Annotated in this window: 15 protein-coding genes; 9 read left to right on the forward strand and 6 right to left on the reverse strand. The window is 63.5% G+C overall.

Annotated elements, in window-relative coordinates:
- From bioC to bioB, 4 genes are read right to left on the reverse strand one after another with little or no spacing between them, the layout of a single operon-like run.
- Entirely contained in the window at positions 1-825 is an 825-nt protein-coding gene (gene bioC, locus AC58X1_RS17095; protein WP_497429201.1) for a malonyl-ACP O-methyltransferase BioC, read from the reverse strand.
- The gene (locus AC58X1_RS17100) at positions 818-1,549 is read right to left on the reverse strand and encodes an alpha/beta fold hydrolase (RefSeq protein WP_497429202.1); all 732 of its coding nucleotides are present in this window, start codon (positions 1,547-1,549) and stop codon (positions 818-820) included. Before AC58X1_RS17100 ends, bioC begins: the two co-directional genes overlap by 8 nt.
- On the reverse strand, positions 1,542-2,714 hold the full coding sequence (gene bioF, locus AC58X1_RS17105; protein ID WP_101322424.1) for an 8-amino-7-oxononanoate synthase: 1,173 nt from the start codon (positions 2,712-2,714) through the stop codon (positions 1,542-1,544). Before bioF ends, AC58X1_RS17100 begins: the two co-directional genes overlap by 8 nt.
- 1 nt (position 2,715) lies before the next feature.
- Positions 2,716-3,774, reverse strand: a complete 1,059-nt coding sequence (gene bioB / locus AC58X1_RS17110; RefSeq protein ID WP_150571154.1) for a biotin synthase BioB — start codon at positions 3,772-3,774, stop codon at positions 2,716-2,718.
- A gap of 89 nt (positions 3,775-3,863) precedes the next feature.
- On the opposite strand from bioB, the gene AC58X1_RS17115 reads away from it, so the two are divergent.
- The 4 genes from AC58X1_RS17115 to rarD all read left to right on the forward strand — a co-directional run bounded on the left by AC58X1_RS17115 (position 3,864) and on the right by rarD (position 7,427).
- Complete coding sequence (locus tag AC58X1_RS17115; protein WP_497429203.1) at positions 3,864-4,601, forward strand: ComFC family protein; 738 nt, start codon at positions 3,864-3,866, stop codon at positions 4,599-4,601.
- Positions 4,602-4,673: 72 nt separating this feature from the next.
- Positions 4,674-5,438: a TOBE domain-containing protein gene (locus AC58X1_RS17120; protein ID WP_497429204.1), complete on the forward strand. Its 765-nt coding sequence runs from the start codon at positions 4,674-4,676 to the stop codon at positions 5,436-5,438.
- Between the two features lie 64 nt (positions 5,439-5,502).
- Positions 5,503-6,477 carry a serine/threonine protein kinase gene (locus tag AC58X1_RS17125; protein ID WP_101322428.1) on the forward strand — a complete coding sequence of 325 codons (975 nt, stop codon included), beginning with the start codon at positions 5,503-5,505 and terminating at the stop codon, positions 6,475-6,477.
- A 62-nt stretch (positions 6,478-6,539) separates the two neighbouring features.
- Entirely contained in the window at positions 6,540-7,427 is an 888-nt protein-coding gene (gene rarD / locus AC58X1_RS17130) for an EamA family transporter RarD (RefSeq protein ID WP_150571151.1), read from the forward strand.
- A 232-nt stretch (positions 7,428-7,659) separates the two neighbouring features.
- On the opposite strand, the gene AC58X1_RS17135 is transcribed toward rarD, so the two are convergent.
- A complete protein-coding gene (locus AC58X1_RS17135; protein WP_101322430.1) occupies positions 7,660-8,178 on the reverse strand; it encodes a glycine cleavage system transcriptional repressor in 519 nt (172 codons plus the stop codon).
- A gap of 448 nt (positions 8,179-8,626) precedes the next feature.
- Between AC58X1_RS17135 and AC58X1_RS17140 the strand changes: the two genes are divergently transcribed.
- Positions 8,627-10,804 (forward strand): malate synthase G, encoded by a 2,178-nt coding sequence (locus AC58X1_RS17140; RefSeq protein ID WP_401184075.1) that lies wholly within the window; start codon positions 8,627-8,629, stop codon positions 10,802-10,804.
- Between the two features lie 35 nt (positions 10,805-10,839).
- Here the strand turns inward: AC58X1_RS17140 and AC58X1_RS17145 are convergent, their stop codons facing one another.
- Entirely contained in the window at positions 10,840-11,283 is a 444-nt protein-coding gene (locus tag AC58X1_RS17145) for a response regulator (protein WP_101322432.1), read from the reverse strand.
- 226 nt (positions 11,284-11,509) lie between these two features.
- On the opposite strand from AC58X1_RS17145, the gene AC58X1_RS17150 reads away from it, so the two are divergent.
- The 4 genes from AC58X1_RS17150 to AC58X1_RS17165 all read left to right on the forward strand — a co-directional run bounded on the left by AC58X1_RS17150 (position 11,510) and on the right by AC58X1_RS17165 (position 15,726).
- Positions 11,510-13,447: a putative nucleotidyltransferase substrate binding domain-containing protein gene (locus tag AC58X1_RS17150; RefSeq protein ID WP_101322433.1), complete on the forward strand. Its 1,938-nt coding sequence runs from the start codon at positions 11,510-11,512 to the stop codon at positions 13,445-13,447.
- The gene (locus AC58X1_RS17155) at positions 13,444-14,157 is read left to right on the forward strand and encodes a 3'-5' exonuclease (RefSeq protein ID WP_101322434.1); all 714 of its coding nucleotides are present in this window, start codon (positions 13,444-13,446) and stop codon (positions 14,155-14,157) included. The genes AC58X1_RS17150 and AC58X1_RS17155 overlap by 4 nt, the downstream gene beginning before the upstream one ends.
- Positions 14,158-14,254: 97 nt before the next feature.
- Positions 14,255-14,773, forward strand: a complete 519-nt coding sequence (locus AC58X1_RS17160) for an RNA polymerase sigma factor (protein WP_150571148.1) — start codon at positions 14,255-14,257, stop codon at positions 14,771-14,773.
- Complete coding sequence (locus tag AC58X1_RS17165) at positions 14,770-15,726, forward strand: FecR domain-containing protein (RefSeq protein WP_101322436.1); 957 nt, start codon at positions 14,770-14,772, stop codon at positions 15,724-15,726. The genes AC58X1_RS17160 and AC58X1_RS17165 overlap by 4 nt, the downstream gene beginning before the upstream one ends.
- Positions 15,727-15,795 lie beyond the last annotated feature (69 nt).

Consider the following 15,795-nt stretch of genomic DNA (forward strand, 5'->3'; position numbering starts at 1 on the left):
TCATTCCCCAGCCTGCTGAGGCTTGCGCAGCACGGCATACACCACCTGATAGGTGGCCGGCAGGCCGGACGGCTGGCGCCAGTGTTCGTAGGCCTGCAGCAAACCCTGCATGCGCGCCCGCCCCGTTAGGCCAGCCGGCCGGCCAGGGTTGAGGTTATGCGCACCCAGCGCCTTCAGTTCATGGGTCAGGCTGCGTACATCGGGGTAGTGCAGCACCTGCGCCCGCTGTTGCAGAGCGAGCAACTGCAGGCCGCTGCCGGCACACAGCCGCTGGTAATCTTCGAACCGGCGGAAGCGGTTGACGTGGACCATGCCGTCTACTGCCTGCCAACTGGCGCGCAACTCTTCCAGAGTGCCTACGCACAGGCTGCTGAACGCCAGCACTCCACCAGGGCGCAACACCCGCTGTGCTTCGCCGAGCACGCTGGCGAACTGGCTGCACCACTGCACGGCCAGGCTACTGAAAATCAAATCGACACTGGCGTCCTGCAGCGGCAGGCGTTCGGCATCGCCGACCACGTGGAACTGCGCGCCACCTTGCTGCCGAGCGTGATCTAGCATGCCTTCGGCAATGTCGACGGCCACGCCGACAGCGCCGGCAAAGCGCTCGGCCAGCACGCGGCTGAAGTGACCGGTACCGCTGCCCAGGTCGAGCCAGCGGCTTGGGGTGAGATCAGCCGGCAACTGCTCGAGCAAAGCCACACCGACGGCGCGCTGCAACGCGGCAACGCTGTCATAACTGGCAGCAGCCCGCGAAAACGACGCCGCCACCTGGCGTTTGTCAGGCAAGCCGCCCGGCAGGGTCGGATGGGACAGATCAGTCATCGCCGCTCTCGTGCAAAAAAATCTTGATGCCCGCCGCCAGGTCCTGCGGATATTCCAGCAGGAAGGCATGCGAGGTGTTTTCAACCAGACCGACCTCGACGTCCGGGACCAGCTCGCACAGCGCCTTGGCTGCCTCTGCCGGGACCAGCACATCGCTGCCGGCAAACAGGTGCAACTGCGGCCCGGTGTACTCCACCAAGGCGTCGCGGGTATCCAGCTTGCCCAACACCTCCAGGCCGCTCATCAGGTACAGCGGATCAGTGCTCGGCAAGCCGACATTGAGTTGCTTGAGCACGGCCAACTGATCCGGCGCACCCTGGGTGCACAGCGAGCGAAAGCGTTTCAGGGTGACCTGCAGATGGCTGCGACAGCCGTCGGCAAAGGTGCTGAAGGTGTCTGCCGGCATGCCGTGCGGCCAGTCGGCGCGGCTGACGAAACTAGGATTACTGGCCAGGGTCAGCAGGCCGCAGCAGCGATCACCGCGTTTGCGGGCCAGCTCACTGGCGAGCATCCCGCCCAGTGACCAGCCACCCAGCCAAGTGTCCTGGGGCAGGGTGCGATCAAGATAGTCGACCCAGGCCTGGACATCGCCGTCGGGCAATTCCGGCAGCGCCAGCAGGTCGACCTGCAAGCGCGGATCCTGCGCGCGCAGGCTTGCCGCCAATGGATGCAGTGCAGCAGTACCCAGCCCCCAGCCGGGCAAGAGAATCAGGCGATTACGCATCGGCGCGCTCCAGTTGTGGATAACAGTCTGCCAATGCATTCAACAATAGCTGCACCTGCGCCTCGGTGTGCGCCGCGCTCAAGGTCACCCGCAGCCGCGCACTACCGGCCGGCACTGTCGGCGGGCGAATGGCGGTCACCAGCAAGCCGCGTTCGCGCAGCATCTGCGACAGGCGCACAGCACGGCCGCTGTCGCCGATCAGGATTGGCTGAATCGGCGTCTGGCTGTCCATCAGTTGCAGGCCGATCTGCTCTGCCCCCTCGCGGAACTGGCGGATCAACGCCGCCAACTGCTCGCGCCGCCAGCTTTCGTCACGCAGCAGCTGCAGGCTCTTGAGCGTGGCGCAGGCCAGCGCCGGCGGTTGGCTGGTGGTGTAGATGTAGGGCCGAGCGAACTGCACCAGTGCCTCGATCAAGTCATCACTGCCGGCAACAAACGCACCTGCGGTGCCGCAGGCTTTGCCGAGGGTGCCGATCAACACTGGCACCTGATCCAGACCAAGGCCGAAGTGCTCGACGATTCCGCCGCCGTTGGCGCCCAGGGTGCCGAGGCCGTGGGCATCATCGACCATCAGCCAGGCATTAGCTGCGCGGGCGGTCGCGGCCAGTGCGGGCAAGTCGGCGAGATCGCCATCCATGCTGAACACGCCATCGGTAACCACCAGAGTATTGCCGGTCGCCCGCTGCAGGCGGCTGGCCAGGCTCTGCGCATCGTTGTGCAGATAACGATTGAAGCGCGCACCGCTGAGCAGGCCGCCATCGAGCAGCGAAGCGTGGTTGAGGCGGTCTTGCAGCACCGTATCGCCCTGCCCGACCAACGCGGTGATGGCACCGAGGTTGGCCATGTAGCCGGTGGAAAACAGCAGCGCACGCGGCCGCCCGGTCAGCTCGGCCAGGGCTTCTTCAAGCTGGTGATGCGGGGTGCTGTGGCCGATGACCAGATGCGAAGCACCGCCACCGACCCCCCAGCGCTCGGCGCCGGCGCGCCAGGCAGCGATCACCTCAGGGTGATTGGCCAGGCCGAGGTAATCATTGTTGCAGAAGGCCAGCAGCGGCTGGCCATCGACCACCACCTGCGGCCCCTGCGCGGTCTGCAGCAGCGGCCGCTGCCGATACAGATCGGCCGCACGCCGTTCGGCCAGGCGCGCGGTGAGGTCAAAGGCCATTTCAGGCCGACGCTGCGTCGTAGAACATCTCGCTGCTGCGCTGCTCGACCAGGGCCTGCTCGATGGCTGCCTGATGCACTTCGTCAGCATGCTCTTCGCGCGCTTCCGGCTTGATCCCGAGGCGGGCGAACAGCTGCATGTCCTTGTCGGCTTGTGGGTTGGCCGTGGTCAGCAGTTTTTCGCCGTAGAAGATCGAGTTGGCCCCGGCCATGAAAGCCAGCGCCTGCATCTGCTCATTCATCTGCTCACGCCCGGCCGACAGCCGTACGTGCGACTTGGGCATGAGAATCCGCGCGACCGCAAGCATACGGATGAAATCGAATGGGTCGACGTCGGCCTCTTCAGCCAGCGGCGTGCCGGCAACCTTGACCAGCATGTTGATCGGTACCGACTCAGGATGCTCGGGCAGGTTGGCCAGCTGAATCAGCAGCCCGGCGCGGTCGTCCAGCGACTCACCCATGCCGAGGATTCCGCCGGAGCAGATCTTCATGCCGGCGTCGCGCACATAGGCCAGGGTCTGCAGGCGCTCGCTGTAGGTGCGGGTGGTGATGATGCTGGTATAGAACTCAGGCGAGGTGTCGAGGTTGTGGTTGTAGTAGTCCAGGCCAGCCTGGGCCAGCGCGACAGTCTGGTCCTGGTCCAGCTTGCCGAGGGTCATGCAGGTTTCCAGGCCCAATGCCTTGACCCCTTTGACCATCTCCAGCACGTAAGGCATGTCTTTGGCCGACGGATGCTTCCAGGCCGCGCCCATGCAGAAGCGCGTCGAGCCAATGGCTTTGGCGCGGGCGGCCTCTTCCAGCACCTTTTGCACTTCCATCAGCTTTTGCTTTTCCAGCCCGGTGTTGTAGTGGCCGGACTGCGGACAGTATTTGCAGTCTTCCGGGCAGGCGCCGGTCTTGATCGACAGCAGGGTCGAGACCTGCACACGGTTGGGATCGAAATGCGCGCGGTGCACGCTTTGCGCCTGGAACAACAAATCATTAAAGGGCTGCTGGAACAGCGCCTTGACCTCGGCCAGGCCCCAGTCGTGACGTGTTGTAGCAATTGTGCTGGCGCTCATCGGCGTTTCCTTATCTAGGCTCTGACTGGCGCGCAGGCCAAGAAAGCCGCCAGCGCATCACGGATAGGCGCAATATTTACGGAAGGGCCATGGACTGTCAACCAATACTCAGATGGCTGGTTTACAAGTGTACAAATATTAATCAAATGTGTTTGCTGTGTGATGAACACGCTTATCAGCCCTACCCGCTGTGCAGCGCCTGCGAGCAGGAATTGCCCTGGCTGGAGGAACAGTGCCTGCGCTGCGCGTTACCGCTGGCCATTGCCGGCCTGTATTGCGGCCCCTGCCACCGCAGGCCACCGGCCTTCAGCCAGGTGATTGTGCCGTGGCATTTCGGCTTCCCGCTGGACAGCCTGATCAGTCGCTTCAAGCATCGCGGGCAGTGGCCCCTCGGTCGTTTGCTGGCGGGCTTGCTCGGGGATGCGTTGGCGCATCGCTACACCGAAGGCTTGCCCAGGCCGGACTACTTGTTGCCAGTGCCTTTGGCAGCGCGTCGGCTGCGCCAGCGCGGCTTCAATCAGGCCGGTATGCTTGCGCGCTGGCTGTCAGGCCAACTGGGCATCGCCTGCAACGAGCGCTGGCTGCTGCGCACTCGCGACACCCCGGCCCAGCAAAAACTCGGCGCCAAGGCGCGCCGGCGCAATCTGCGTGAGGCGTTTACCCTGGCGCCAGGCGTTGATGTCGAAGGGCGGCACCTGGCAGTGGTCGACGACGTGCTGACCACTGGCGCCACTGCCCAGGCCATTGCCAAGCTGCTGCGCAAGGCCGGCGCCCAGCGGGTCGATGTCTATTGCCTGGCGCGCACGGCCAAACCTGGCCAGGCCTGAGCGGGCGCCGGGGTTGACTGATGACGCTACGGGAGGCAACTTCGCCAGTCTCACACCGCCTGGCTCAAGCGCATGTCTCTGCCCACCCAGCTCACCCAACACATCGCCCGCCGCCCGCAGCGCATAGCCCTGCTGCAGCACATCGCCGAGCAGGGCTCGATCACCCGCGCGGCGAAGGCTGCCGGGATCAGTTACAAGTCCGCCTGGGACGCCATCGACGAGCTCAACAACCTTGCCGCGCAGCCCTTGGTCGAGCGCAGCACCGGCGGCCGTGGTGGCGGCGGCGCGCAGTTGTCGACAGAGGGCCAGCGCGTGCTGCGCCTTTACTTGCGCCTGCAAGCGCTGCAGGCGCAAGTGCTCGAGGCCGCTGAACACAGTAGCGACCTCGACCTGCTCGGCCGGCTGATGCTGCGCACCAGCGCGCGTAATCAGTTGCAGGGTGAGGTCAGCGCAGTGAGCAGCGAAGGTCGGCATGACCGGGTGACCCTGGCGCTGAGCGGCGGGCTGCAGATTCAAGCGCTGATCACCCGCGATAGCACCGAGCGGCTGGAACTGGCGCCAGGCAGCCAGGTAGTGGCCTTGCTCAAGGCCGGCTGGGTGCACCTGCTCGGCCCGGAGGACACAGCAGAACCTGGCAGCAACACGCTCGGCGCCACGGTCGCCGAAGTGCTCGCTGAAGAAGAGGCCAGCTGCGAAGTGCGCCTGCAACTGAGTAATGGCCAGACCCTCTGCGCTTTTGCCGAGAGCCAGTGGCTGACAGCTCATGGGGTGACCACCGGCAGCGAACTACGTGCGCAGTTCCATCCGGCTTATGTACTGCTGGGCGTGCCGGCCTAGCGACCTCCGGTGCGCGGGGTAATGGAGTACCATGGTGCTCACGATGTCGCCCTGCGGAGCTCCAATGTCCCACCCTTTCGATACCCTCACCCCCGACCTGGTCCTTGATGCGGTAGAAAGCCTGGGCTTTCTCAGCGATGCCCGCGTGCTGGCGCTCAACAGTTACGAGAATCGGGTCTATCAGGTGGGCATCGAAGACCAGCAGCCGCTGATCGCCAAGTTCTACCGGCCGGGGCGTTGGACCGACGCACAGATCCACGAAGAACACGCCTTTACCGCCGAGCTTGCCGACTGCGAAGTGCCGGTCGTGGCGCCAATCAGCCATGAAGGCCAGAGCCTGTTCGAACATCAGGGCTTTCGCTTTGCCTTGTTCCCACGCCGCGGCGGCCGGGCGCCAGAGCCGGGCAATCTCGACCAACTGTATACCCTAGGCCAGTTGCTCGGGCGCCTGCACAAAGTCAGCGCCACGCGGCCGTTTGTGCACCGTGAGTCGCTCGCTGTGGATAACTTCGGGCATGCCTCGCTGCAGACCTTGCTCGACGGCAACTACGTGCCCAAGGAACTGCTGCCAGCTTATGAATCGGTCGCTCGCGATCTGCTCAAACGGGTTGAAGCGATCTACGCGCGCACCCCGCACCAGACCATCCGCCTGCACGGCGACTGCCACCCAGGCAACATCATGCACCGCGAAGACGCCTACCACCTGGTCGATCTGGACGACTGCCGGACGGGCCCGGCAGTGCAGGACCTGTGGATGATGCTCGCCGGCAGCCGCGAAGAACGCCTGGGCCAGTTGGCCGAGCTGATCGACGGCTACAACGAGTTCCACGACTTCGACCCGCGCGAGCTGCCGCTGATCGAGCCGCTGCGGGCCTTGCGCCAGTTGCACTACAGCGCCTGGCTGGCGCGGCGCTGGGACGACCCGGCGTTCCCGCGTAGTTTCCCCTGGTTTGGTCAGCCGCGTTACTGGGGCGATCAGATCCTTGCCCTGCGCGAGCAGATCTCGGCGCTGGACGAAGCGCCGCTGAAATTGTTCTAGGAGCAGGTGCAGGTCTGTCTACAATAGGTGTTGTTATTTAGCTACCTAAGCAAGGATTCGGCATGCACGCTGCAAACCCGCGTCGCGGGTATATTCTCGGCCTGACGGCCTACATCATCTGGGGTCTGTTCCCGCTGTACTTCAAAGCCATTCAGAGCGTGCCGGCGGTCGAGATCATCGTCCACCGGGTGCTCTGGTCGGCGTTGTTCGGTTCGCTGTTACTGTTGGTGTGGAAGCACCCCGGCTGGTGGCGCGAGTTGCGCGACAATCCCAAGCGCCTGGCAATCCTCGCCTTGAGCGGCACATTGATCGCCGGCAACTGGCTGACCTATGTCTGGGCGGTAAACAACGGGCGCATGCTCGAAGCCAGCCTCGGCTATTACATCAACCCATTGATCAACGTGCTGCTGGGCATGCTCCTGCTCGGCGAGCGTTTGCGGCGACTGCAGTGGCTGGCGGTCGGCCTGGCAGCGGTCGGGGTCGCACAGCAGGTGTGGCAGGTCGGCAGCCTGCCGTGGGTGTCGCTGGTGCTGGCGCTGACCTTTGGCTTCTATGGGCTGATCCGCAAGCAGGCACCCGTCGCGGCACTGCCCGGGCTGGTAGTGGAGACCTGGATGCTGGTGCCGCTGGCTGCGGGCTGGCTGTTGCTGCACCCGGCTGCCAGCAGCACGCAGGGGGATTTCTTCAGCAGCACTGAAGCGCTCTGGCTGATTGCCGCCGGGCCGGTCACACTGGTCCCGTTGGTGTGCTTCAACGCAGCCGCGCGACACCTGCCCTACACCACCTTGGGTTTCCTGCAGTACCTGGCACCGAGCCTGGTGCTGTTGCAGGCGGTGCTGCTGTTCGACGAGCACTTGTCGTCGAGCACGCTGGTCGCATTCATGTTCATCTGGGCCGGTTTGGCGCTGTACAGCGTGGATGCCTGGCTTAAAGTGCGCAAGCGCACCTGATCAATAAATGACCAAAAGCCTGCAGGCCACAGCTGGCGTGGCCTGCAGCAACCTCTCCAGAGGTTATCCACATGCTGATCCCCGCGCTTTGTGCACAAGCGCCTGATTACTGAGCGTTTTTTGCTCAATCCTCGGCAAGCGGCATGGGCAGTGGGCTGAAGCGGTACGCCCCCAGGTTATCCACAGGGACGTCCCCGTAAATCAGGGATAACCGCACCGCCCTGGCTGTGGACTATTCTTCGGCGCGCAGCTCAAGCTCGACCATCAAATCATCGGCCAGCGCTTCCAGGCTCTGCTGCAGATCCTCCAACGAAAGCGCCATCGGCAACGCCAGCAGCGCGTTGGCGTGGAACAGTGGCTCGCTGCTCATCGGCGCCGGGCGTACTTCAGTGGTGAAGCGCTCCAGATTTACCCCCTTGTCTGCCAGCAATCGGGTAATGTCGCGAACGATACCTGGGCGGTCATTGCCCACCAGTTCCATACTGATTGGCTTCCAGTTAGCCGCAGGCTCGGCGCCGCTCTCGGCGATCAGTACGCGGATGTTGTGGCTGATCAGTTGCTCCAGCGCTTTGACCAATTCAGCGTGGGACTCAGTCGGCACCGCCACCCGCAGGATCCCGGCAAACTGCCCGGCCATGCGCGACATGCGGCTTTCCAGCCAGTTGCCGTTGTGGCTGGCGATGCACTGGGCAATGCGTTCTACCTGCCCAGCCTGGTCGGGGGCGATCACGGTCAATACTAGGTGGTCCACTGCGTACTCCTCTGCCCTGCCAAGGTTTCAGCCAGGCCAAACATGGCGCAAAGGCTGGCAATCGAGTGAGTATAGGCAAGCTGTGGCAACCTGCCGCAGGGCAGTCCGAATGACTAATCGTGTACTGTTTCAAGATTTATCTGGAACAATCTACCTGTTTTTTGCGAACATGCGGCTTCCCAGCGTGACCCTATGCGACCAAATGGTCGCACAGCGACGCTTTTAGTCTGATGTTCACCCGCCTGCTGCTTCATGTAGTATGCCCCGACGCGGACTACAAAACGTCGCTGGATGTCTGCCGATGGCGCCTGTGAAAATACGCAAACCGCCCGCCAGCGCGTCTGGCAGGCCGCACCCAGCCGCCTGCGGGCATGTACTGGTGCGTGTTTGAAGAAGCGCTACAGGCTTAATACGATGAGCGAAATAGCTGAGCAGAGTGAGGCAAGCAATGACTGAACACGTTCAAGTCGGTGGCCTTCAGGTCGCCAAGGTGCTGTACGACTTCGTCAACAACGAAGCCATTCCAGGCACCGGCATCGTCGCCAAGGATTTCTGGCTCGGTGCGGAAAAGATCATCAACGACCTCGCTCCGAAGAATAAAAACCTGCTCGCCAAACGCGACCAGCTGCAAGCCCAGATCGACGCCTGGCACCAGGCGCGTCAAGGCCAGGCTCACGACGCCGCAGCCTACAAGGCATTCCTCCAGGAAATCGGTTACCTGCTGCCAGCAGCAGAAGACTTCCAGGCAACCACGCAAAACGTCGACGAAGAAATCGCCCGCATGGCCGGCCCACAGCTGGTAGTACCGGTGATGAACGCGCGTTTCGCCCTCAACGCCGCCAACGCGCGCTGGGGTTCGCTGTATGACGCGCTGTATGGCACCGACGCCATCAGCGAAGAAGGTGGCGCCGAAAAAGGCCAGGGCTATAACAAGGTCCGTGGTGACAAGGTCATCGCCTTTGGCCGCGCCTTCCTCGACCAGGCTGCGCCTCTGGCTGCTGGCTCGCACGTCGACTCCACCGGCTACCGTATCGATGCCGGCAAGCTCGTGGTTGCGCTCAAGGGCGGCAGCAACAGCGGCCTGCGTGACGATGCACAGTTGATCGGCTACCGTGGCGAGGCCGCGGCGCCAACCGCAGTCCTGCTCAAGCACAACGGCCTGCACTTCGAAATCCAGGTCGACGCCAGCACCCCGGTCGGCAGCACTGACGCCGCCGCCGTCAAAGACATCCTGATGGAATCGGCCCTGACCACCATCATGGACTGCGAAGACTCGGTTGCTGCAGTCGATGCCGACGACAAGGTGGTGGTTTACCGCAACTGGCTGGGCCTGATGAAAGGCGACCTGTCCGAAAGCGTCAGCAAGGGCGGCAAGACCTTCACCCGGACCATGAACCCGGACCGCGAGTACACCGCACCGAACGGCGGCAGCGTAAGCCTGCACGGTCGCTCGCTGCTGTTCGTGCGCAACGTTGGTCACCTGATGACCAACCCCGCAATCCTCGACGCGCAGGGCAATGAGATCCCGGAAGGCATCCAGGATGGCCTGTTCACCGGCCTGATCGCCTTGCACAACCTCAAGGGCACCACCACCCGCAAGAACAGCCGCACCGGCAGCGTCTATATCGTCAAACCGAAAATGCACGGCCCGGAAGAAGTGGCGTTTGCCGCAGAAATCTTCAGCCGCGTCGAAGACGTGCTGCAGATGCCGCGCAACACCATGAAGGTTGGCATCATGGACGAGGAGCGCCGTACCACGGTCAACCTCAAGTCGTGCATCAAGGCTGCGGCCGAGCGCGTGGTGTTCATCAACACCGGCTTCCTTGACCGTACCGGTGACGAAATCCATACGTCGATGGAAGCCGGCGCCGTTGTGCGCAAGGGCGCCATGAAGAACGAGAAGTGGATCGGCGCCTACGAGAACAACAACGTCGATGTCGGCCTCGCCACTGGCCTGCAAGGCCGTGCCCAGATCGGCAAGGGCATGTGGGCCATGCCTGACCTGATGGCGGCCATGCTCGAACAGAAGATCGCCCACCCATTGGCCGGTGCCAACACCGCCTGGGTGCCGTCACCGACCGCCGCGGTACTGCACGCCCTGCACTACCACCAGGTTGATGTGCAGGCGCGTCAGGCGGAACTGGCCAAGCGCGCGCCGGCCTCGGTCGATGACATTCTGACCATCCCGCTGGCAGCCGACACCAACTGGTCCGACGAAGAAATTCGCAACGAGCTGGACAACAACGCCCAGGGCATCCTCGGCTATGTCGTGCGCTGGATTGACCACGGTGTGGGCTGTTCGAAGGTGCCGGACATCAACAACGTCGGCCTGATGGAAGACCGCGCGACCCTGCGTATCTCCGCACAATTGCTCGCCAACTGGCTGCGCCACGGCATCGTGCGCGAAGAGCAGGTGCTGGAAAGCCTCAAGCGCATGGCGGCAGTGGTCGATCAGCAGAACGCTGCCGACAGCTCGTACCGGCCAATGGCACCGAACTTCGACGACAACGTTGCCTTCCAGGCAGCGCTGGAGTTGGTGCTCGAAGGTGCCAAGCAGCCGAACGGCTACACCGAGCCGGTGCTGCACCGTCGCCGCCGCGAGTTCAAGGCGCGCAACGGGCTGTAAGTGGAGAATGCTAGGGCCGCTTTGCGGCCCTAGCTTCACTCAATCCGCAATTCCTTCCTCACCAGCCGCAACAGCTTGTCCAGATCCGGCGGCTTGACCATGAAGTCCAGCACCCCAAGGTGCATCGCCTTGACGGCCTCTGGCACCTGCGACTCCCCCGACACCACCACAATGGGCAAATCTGCCCGCACCGAACTGCGAATCTGCTTGATCAGTTCAAGCCCATCCACTGGCCCCATGCGCAGATCGGTGATCATCATGCCAATACGCGGTTCACGCCTGAGTGCCCGCAACGCAGCCAATGCGCTCGACGCACTGATGCAGCGGATACCTTTGCGATTCAGATACCAGGCCAGGGCCCTACGGCTGAGGATGTCGTCGTCGACCACCAGCACCAGCGGCAGTTGCGGCGGTGGCGCGCTGACCAAGGCCAACGCCTCGCGCTCAGCGTCACTCAGAATGTCGTCATGCTCACCCATGGTCTTCCCGTTGAAATATCGTCTGCACAGCGTATGACCACAAATTCGCCGAATGTGCTATCGGCCCGTGCAGCCAACGTCGCCGAACGGGCGTTATGCCCTCATAGACTTACGTCCAATGGGCACGAACCGGCCGCCAGCCGACCATGGGGACCGAGAACAACAAGGCCGACTTCACTATATATAGTTAGATATATATAGATCGGCACAGCGATACGGTCAGCTCATGAGTAAAAAGGACGCCTACAGCCAAGCCGGCAGAACCGCGGTGTTGCAGAACATCCAGGGCACATTGCAGTTCCTGCAGCGCTTTCCGCCGTTCAAGCAGATGGAACACAGCCATCTGGCCTTTATGGTGGAGCAGTGCCAACTGCGCTTCCACGCCAGCGGCGAAAGCATCATCAAGCCCGCCGATGGCCCGGTCGAGCACTTCTATATCGTCAAGCAAGGGCGGGTCGTCGGTGAGCGCCAGCACGTCAGCCAGGCCGGGGTAGAAACTACCTTCGAGATCACCAGCGGCGAATGCTTCCCGCTGGCGGCCTTGCTTGGCGAGCGTGCGACCCGCACCGAGCACGTTGCCGGCGAGGACACCTTCTGCCTGCAGCTGAACAAAGCTGCGTTCATTCGCCTGTTCTCGATGTCGGATGTGTTTCGTGATTTTGCTCTGCGCGGCGTCAGCAGCCTGCTCGATCAGGTTAATCAGCAGGTGCGCCACCGTGCGGTAGAAAATCTCGGCAGCCAATATTCCCTGAATACACCGCTGGGCGAGCTGGCCATGCGTCACCCGGTGGTGTGCACTCCGGACATGCCCTTGCGCGAAGCGGTGCGCCTGATGCACGAACAGCAGGTCGGCAGCATCGTGATCATCGATCCGCAGCGCTTTCCGATCGGCATCTTCACCCTGCGCGACCTGCGTCAGGTAGTGGCCGATGCCAGCGCCGAACTGAGCGCGCCGATTGCCCTGCACATGACCGCCGCGCCGTTTTACCTGGCGCCGGATGCAACTGCGTTCGATGCGGCCATGGCGATGACCGAACGACATATTGCCCACGTCTGCCTGGTACATGAGCGGCGCCTGTGCGGGGTGGTGTCCGAGCGCGATCTGTTCTCCTTGCAGCGGGTCGACCTGGTCCACCTGGCGCGCACCATCCGCCATGCGCCACGGCTGGACACATTGGTGTCGCTGCGCGGCGAGATCAGCCAGCTGGTCGAGCGCATGCTCGCCCACGGTGCTTCGTCGACGCAGATCACCCAGATCATCACCCTGCTCAACGACCACACCGTGTGCCGGGTGATCGAGCTGGCCCTGGCCGAGCGTGGCGATCCCGGCGTAGCATTCAGCTGGTTGTGTTTTGGCAGTGAAGGCCGCGGTGAACAAACCCTGTTCACCGATCAGGACAACGGCATCCTGTTCGAGGCCGACGATACTGCCCAGGCCGACGCCCATCGGCGCGCCCTGCTGCCGTTGGCGCAGTACATCAACCAGTGCCTGGCGCAGTGTGGTTTCAGCTTGTGCCAAGGCAATATCATGGCCGGCAACGCCGACCTGTGCCTGTCGCGCAGCGAGTGGGCGCGGCGCTTTGCCGGGTTCGTCCGCGAGGCCAGCCCGGAAAACCTGCTCGGGTCTTCCATCTACTTTGACCTGCGCGCGGTCTGGGGCGATGAGCAGGCGGTCGAACAATTGCGCCAGGGCATGCTTGCCCAGGTCCGCGACAACCGCATTTTCCAGCGCATGATGGCCGACAATGCCTTGCGCCAGCGGCCACCGGTGGGGCGCCTGCGCGACTTCGTACTGACCCGTCAAGGCAACGACAAGGCCGCCACCCTCGACCTCAAGGTGCAGGGCCTGACGCCATTTGTCGACGGCGCCCGTCTGCTCGCCCTGGCCAACGGCATTGGCGCCTGCAACACCCTAGAGCGCCTGCGTCAGCTGGTCGCCAGAGAAGTCATCGATGCCCTGGACGGCGCCGCCTTCGAAGAGGCATACCACTTCATCCAGCAGACCCGCATGCAGCAGCATCAACGCCAGAGCCGCGCCAACCAGGCCTACTCCAACCGGCTCGACCCGGACAGCCTCAACCAGCTCGATCGACGCATCCTGCGTGAGTCGCTGCGCCAGGCTCAACGCCTGCAAAGCAGCCTGGCCCTGCGGTATCAGCTATGAGTCTGTTTACCTGGCTGCGCCCTTCCCTGCCTGCCGCCGTCGACCCGGCCATGCGCCAGCGCCTGGCGCAATTGCCCAAGCCAGCGCCGCCAGGCGTGCATTCGCTGCGCGAGCAGCGCTGGGTGGTCATCGACCTGGAAACCAGCGGGCTCAACCTAAACCGTGATCAGGTGCTGTCGATCGGTGCAGTGGCTATCGAAGACGGCGCCATCGATTTCAGCCAGCAGTTCGAACGCACCTTGCACCGCCCGGCGCAGAAGACCAACCCCAGCGTGTTGATCCACGGCCTCGGCCCGGATGCCCTCGCCGCCGGCTCAGCACCGGCAACGGCGCTGCTGGAGTTGCTCGAGTTCATCGGCGACAGCCCACTGCTGGCGTTCCACGCGCCGTTCGATCAGCACATGCTCGGCCGCGCCTTGAAAGACAGCCTCGGCCATCGCTTGCAGCACAGCTTTTACGACGTGGCCGAAATCGCGCCGATGCTCAATCCCGACACGGTAATGCGCGAGGCCGGCCTGGACGACTGGATCGGCCACTTCGGCCTGCAGGTGGATGAGCGCCATCATGCCAGTGCCGACGCCCAGGTCACCGCCGAGTTGGCCCTGATCCTGTTCAGCCAGGCCCGCCGGCAGCAGCTCGACAGCCCCCTGCAACTGAGCACGCGCCTGCAGCAATGGCGGCGGCGCAAGGCTCAGAGTCACAGTTGGTAATAGCTATCCGATAGACGTGGATTGCGTGCGGCCACCCGCCTCTGTAACAATCGCGAATAATTATCGTTAGTTAACGCATTCTTTCCGGGGAACGCTCTTGCCGTCTGCGCACAGTCCACATGCTGATCTGATCGGTGCGCTTTATCGCGACCACCGCAGCTGGCTGCTGGCCTGGCTGCAACGCAGCACGCGCTGCCAGCAACGCGCCGAAGACCTGAGTCAGGACACCTTCGTGCGCTTGCTCGGGCGTGACCAGTTGCCGGTGCCGCGTGAGCCAAGGGCGTTTCTTGCTGCAGTGGCCAAGGGTTTGCTGTTCGATCATTTCCGCCGGGCTGCGCTGGAGCAGGCTTACCTGGCGGAACTGGCGCAGATGCCCGAAGCCGAACAGCCCTCGCCGGAACTGCAACTACTGATTCTCGAAGACCTCAAGGCCATCGACCGCTTGCTTGGCAAACTGTCGAGCAAAGCCCGCGCTGCGTTTCTGCACAACCGCCTGGATGGCATGGGCCATGCCGAAATCGCCGAGCGTCTGGGCGTTTCCGTCTCCCGTGTGCGTCAGTATCTGGCCCAGGGCATGCGCCAGTGCTACATCGCTCTGTATGGCGAGCCGACGTGAGCACCAGCCCGGTCTCGAACAAGGTGCTGGACGCTGCAATCGCCTGGAAGCTGTGCCTGGACGACAGCCCCGGCGTGCCAGAGCAGCGTAGTGAGTTTCTACGTTGGCACGCTGCCAGCGAAGAGCACGCTCGCGCCTGGCGCCAACTGGGCATGCTCGACCAGCGTTTCAGCGCCGCAGTCGGCCCAGCGCGCAAGGCACTGCTGCAGTCGCGGGTCAGCTTGCGCCGGCGGGTTGGTACCCTTGGCGGCGGACTCGCCAGCGTGCTACTGGTCGCCGCGCTGGTCCTGCAACTCGATGCACCGTCGCTGTCGCCGGGTTACTGGCTGGCAGATCAGCGCACCGCCACCGGCGAATTGCGCACCCTGCGCCTGGAAGACGGCACGTTGCTCAGCCTCAATACCCATAGCGCCGTGGATATCGACTTCGAAGGCAGCCAGCGCGTGATCGTTCTGCATCAGGGCGAAATCTCGGTTGAAACCGGCCATGACGACCTGCGGCCGCTGCTGGTGCGTACCGATGATGGTCGCCTGCGCCCACTAGGCACACGCTTCCTGGTCAAGCGCGAAGCGCAAGGCACGCGTCTTGAAGTGCTCCAGTCGCAGGTCGCGGCAATGCCGTCCAACCGTGCAGATGAGCAAGTCCTGGCAGCAGGCCAGCAGGTCATGATGACGGCCAATGGCCTCAGCCAGATCAGCCCGGTTGCGGCCGGCGCCGATGCCTGGACCCGCGGCATGCTGGTGGTGGACAACGTGCGCCTGGCCGATCTTATCGCTGAGCTGGGCCGCTACCGCAGCGGCCATCTGGGCGTCGCGCCCGAGGTAGCCGACCTGCGCGTGACCGGCAGCTTCCCGCTGACCGATATCGACCTGGCACTGGCCTCACTGACCCCTGCATTGCCGGTCAAGGTCGAGCAGCGCACGCCATGGTGGGTCAAGGTCGTCGCGCAATGAGCCGCTAGCGGCAGCGCCGATAAATTTATTTCGACAGGCCCCTGTCACTTTTCAATTCTCGCCCGGCAA

Source organism: Pseudomonas sp. PGPR N4, from assembly GCF_059693665.1.

Excerpts from the sequence above, each read along its gene's own strand:
- bioF (WP_101322424.1), bottom strand. The coding sequence starts at position 2,714 with ATGGCCTTTGACCTCACCGCGCGCCTGGCCGAACGGCGTGCGGCCGAT.
- bioB (WP_150571154.1), bottom strand. The coding sequence starts at position 3,774 with ATGAGCGCCAGCACAATTGCTACAACACGTCACGACTGGGGCCTGGCC.
- AC58X1_RS17115 (WP_497429203.1), top strand. The coding sequence starts at position 3,864 with ATGGACTGTCAACCAATACTCAGATGGCTGGTTTACAAGTGTACAAAT.
- AC58X1_RS17120 (WP_497429204.1), top strand. The coding sequence starts at position 4,674 with ATGTCTCTGCCCACCCAGCTCACCCAACACATCGCCCGCCGCCCGCAG.
- AC58X1_RS17155 (WP_101322434.1), top strand. The coding sequence starts at position 13,444 with ATGAGTCTGTTTACCTGGCTGCGCCCTTCCCTGCCTGCCGCCGTCGAC.
- AC58X1_RS17100 (WP_497429202.1), bottom strand. The coding sequence starts at position 1,549 with ATGCGTAATCGCCTGATTCTCTTGCCCGGCTGGGGGCTGGGTACTGCT.
- rarD (WP_150571151.1), top strand. The coding sequence starts at position 6,540 with ATGCACGCTGCAAACCCGCGTCGCGGGTATATTCTCGGCCTGACGGCC.
- AC58X1_RS17125 (WP_101322428.1), top strand. The coding sequence starts at position 5,503 with ATGTCCCACCCTTTCGATACCCTCACCCCCGACCTGGTCCTTGATGCG.
- AC58X1_RS17150 (WP_101322433.1), top strand. The coding sequence starts at position 11,510 with ATGAGTAAAAAGGACGCCTACAGCCAAGCCGGCAGAACCGCGGTGTTG.
- bioC (WP_497429201.1), bottom strand. The coding sequence starts at position 825 with ATGACTGATCTGTCCCATCCGACCCTGCCGGGCGGCTTGCCTGACAAA.
- AC58X1_RS17140 (WP_401184075.1), top strand. The coding sequence starts at position 8,627 with ATGACTGAACACGTTCAAGTCGGTGGCCTTCAGGTCGCCAAGGTGCTG.
- AC58X1_RS17145 (WP_101322432.1), bottom strand. The coding sequence starts at position 11,283 with ATGGGTGAGCATGACGACATTCTGAGTGACGCTGAGCGCGAGGCGTTG.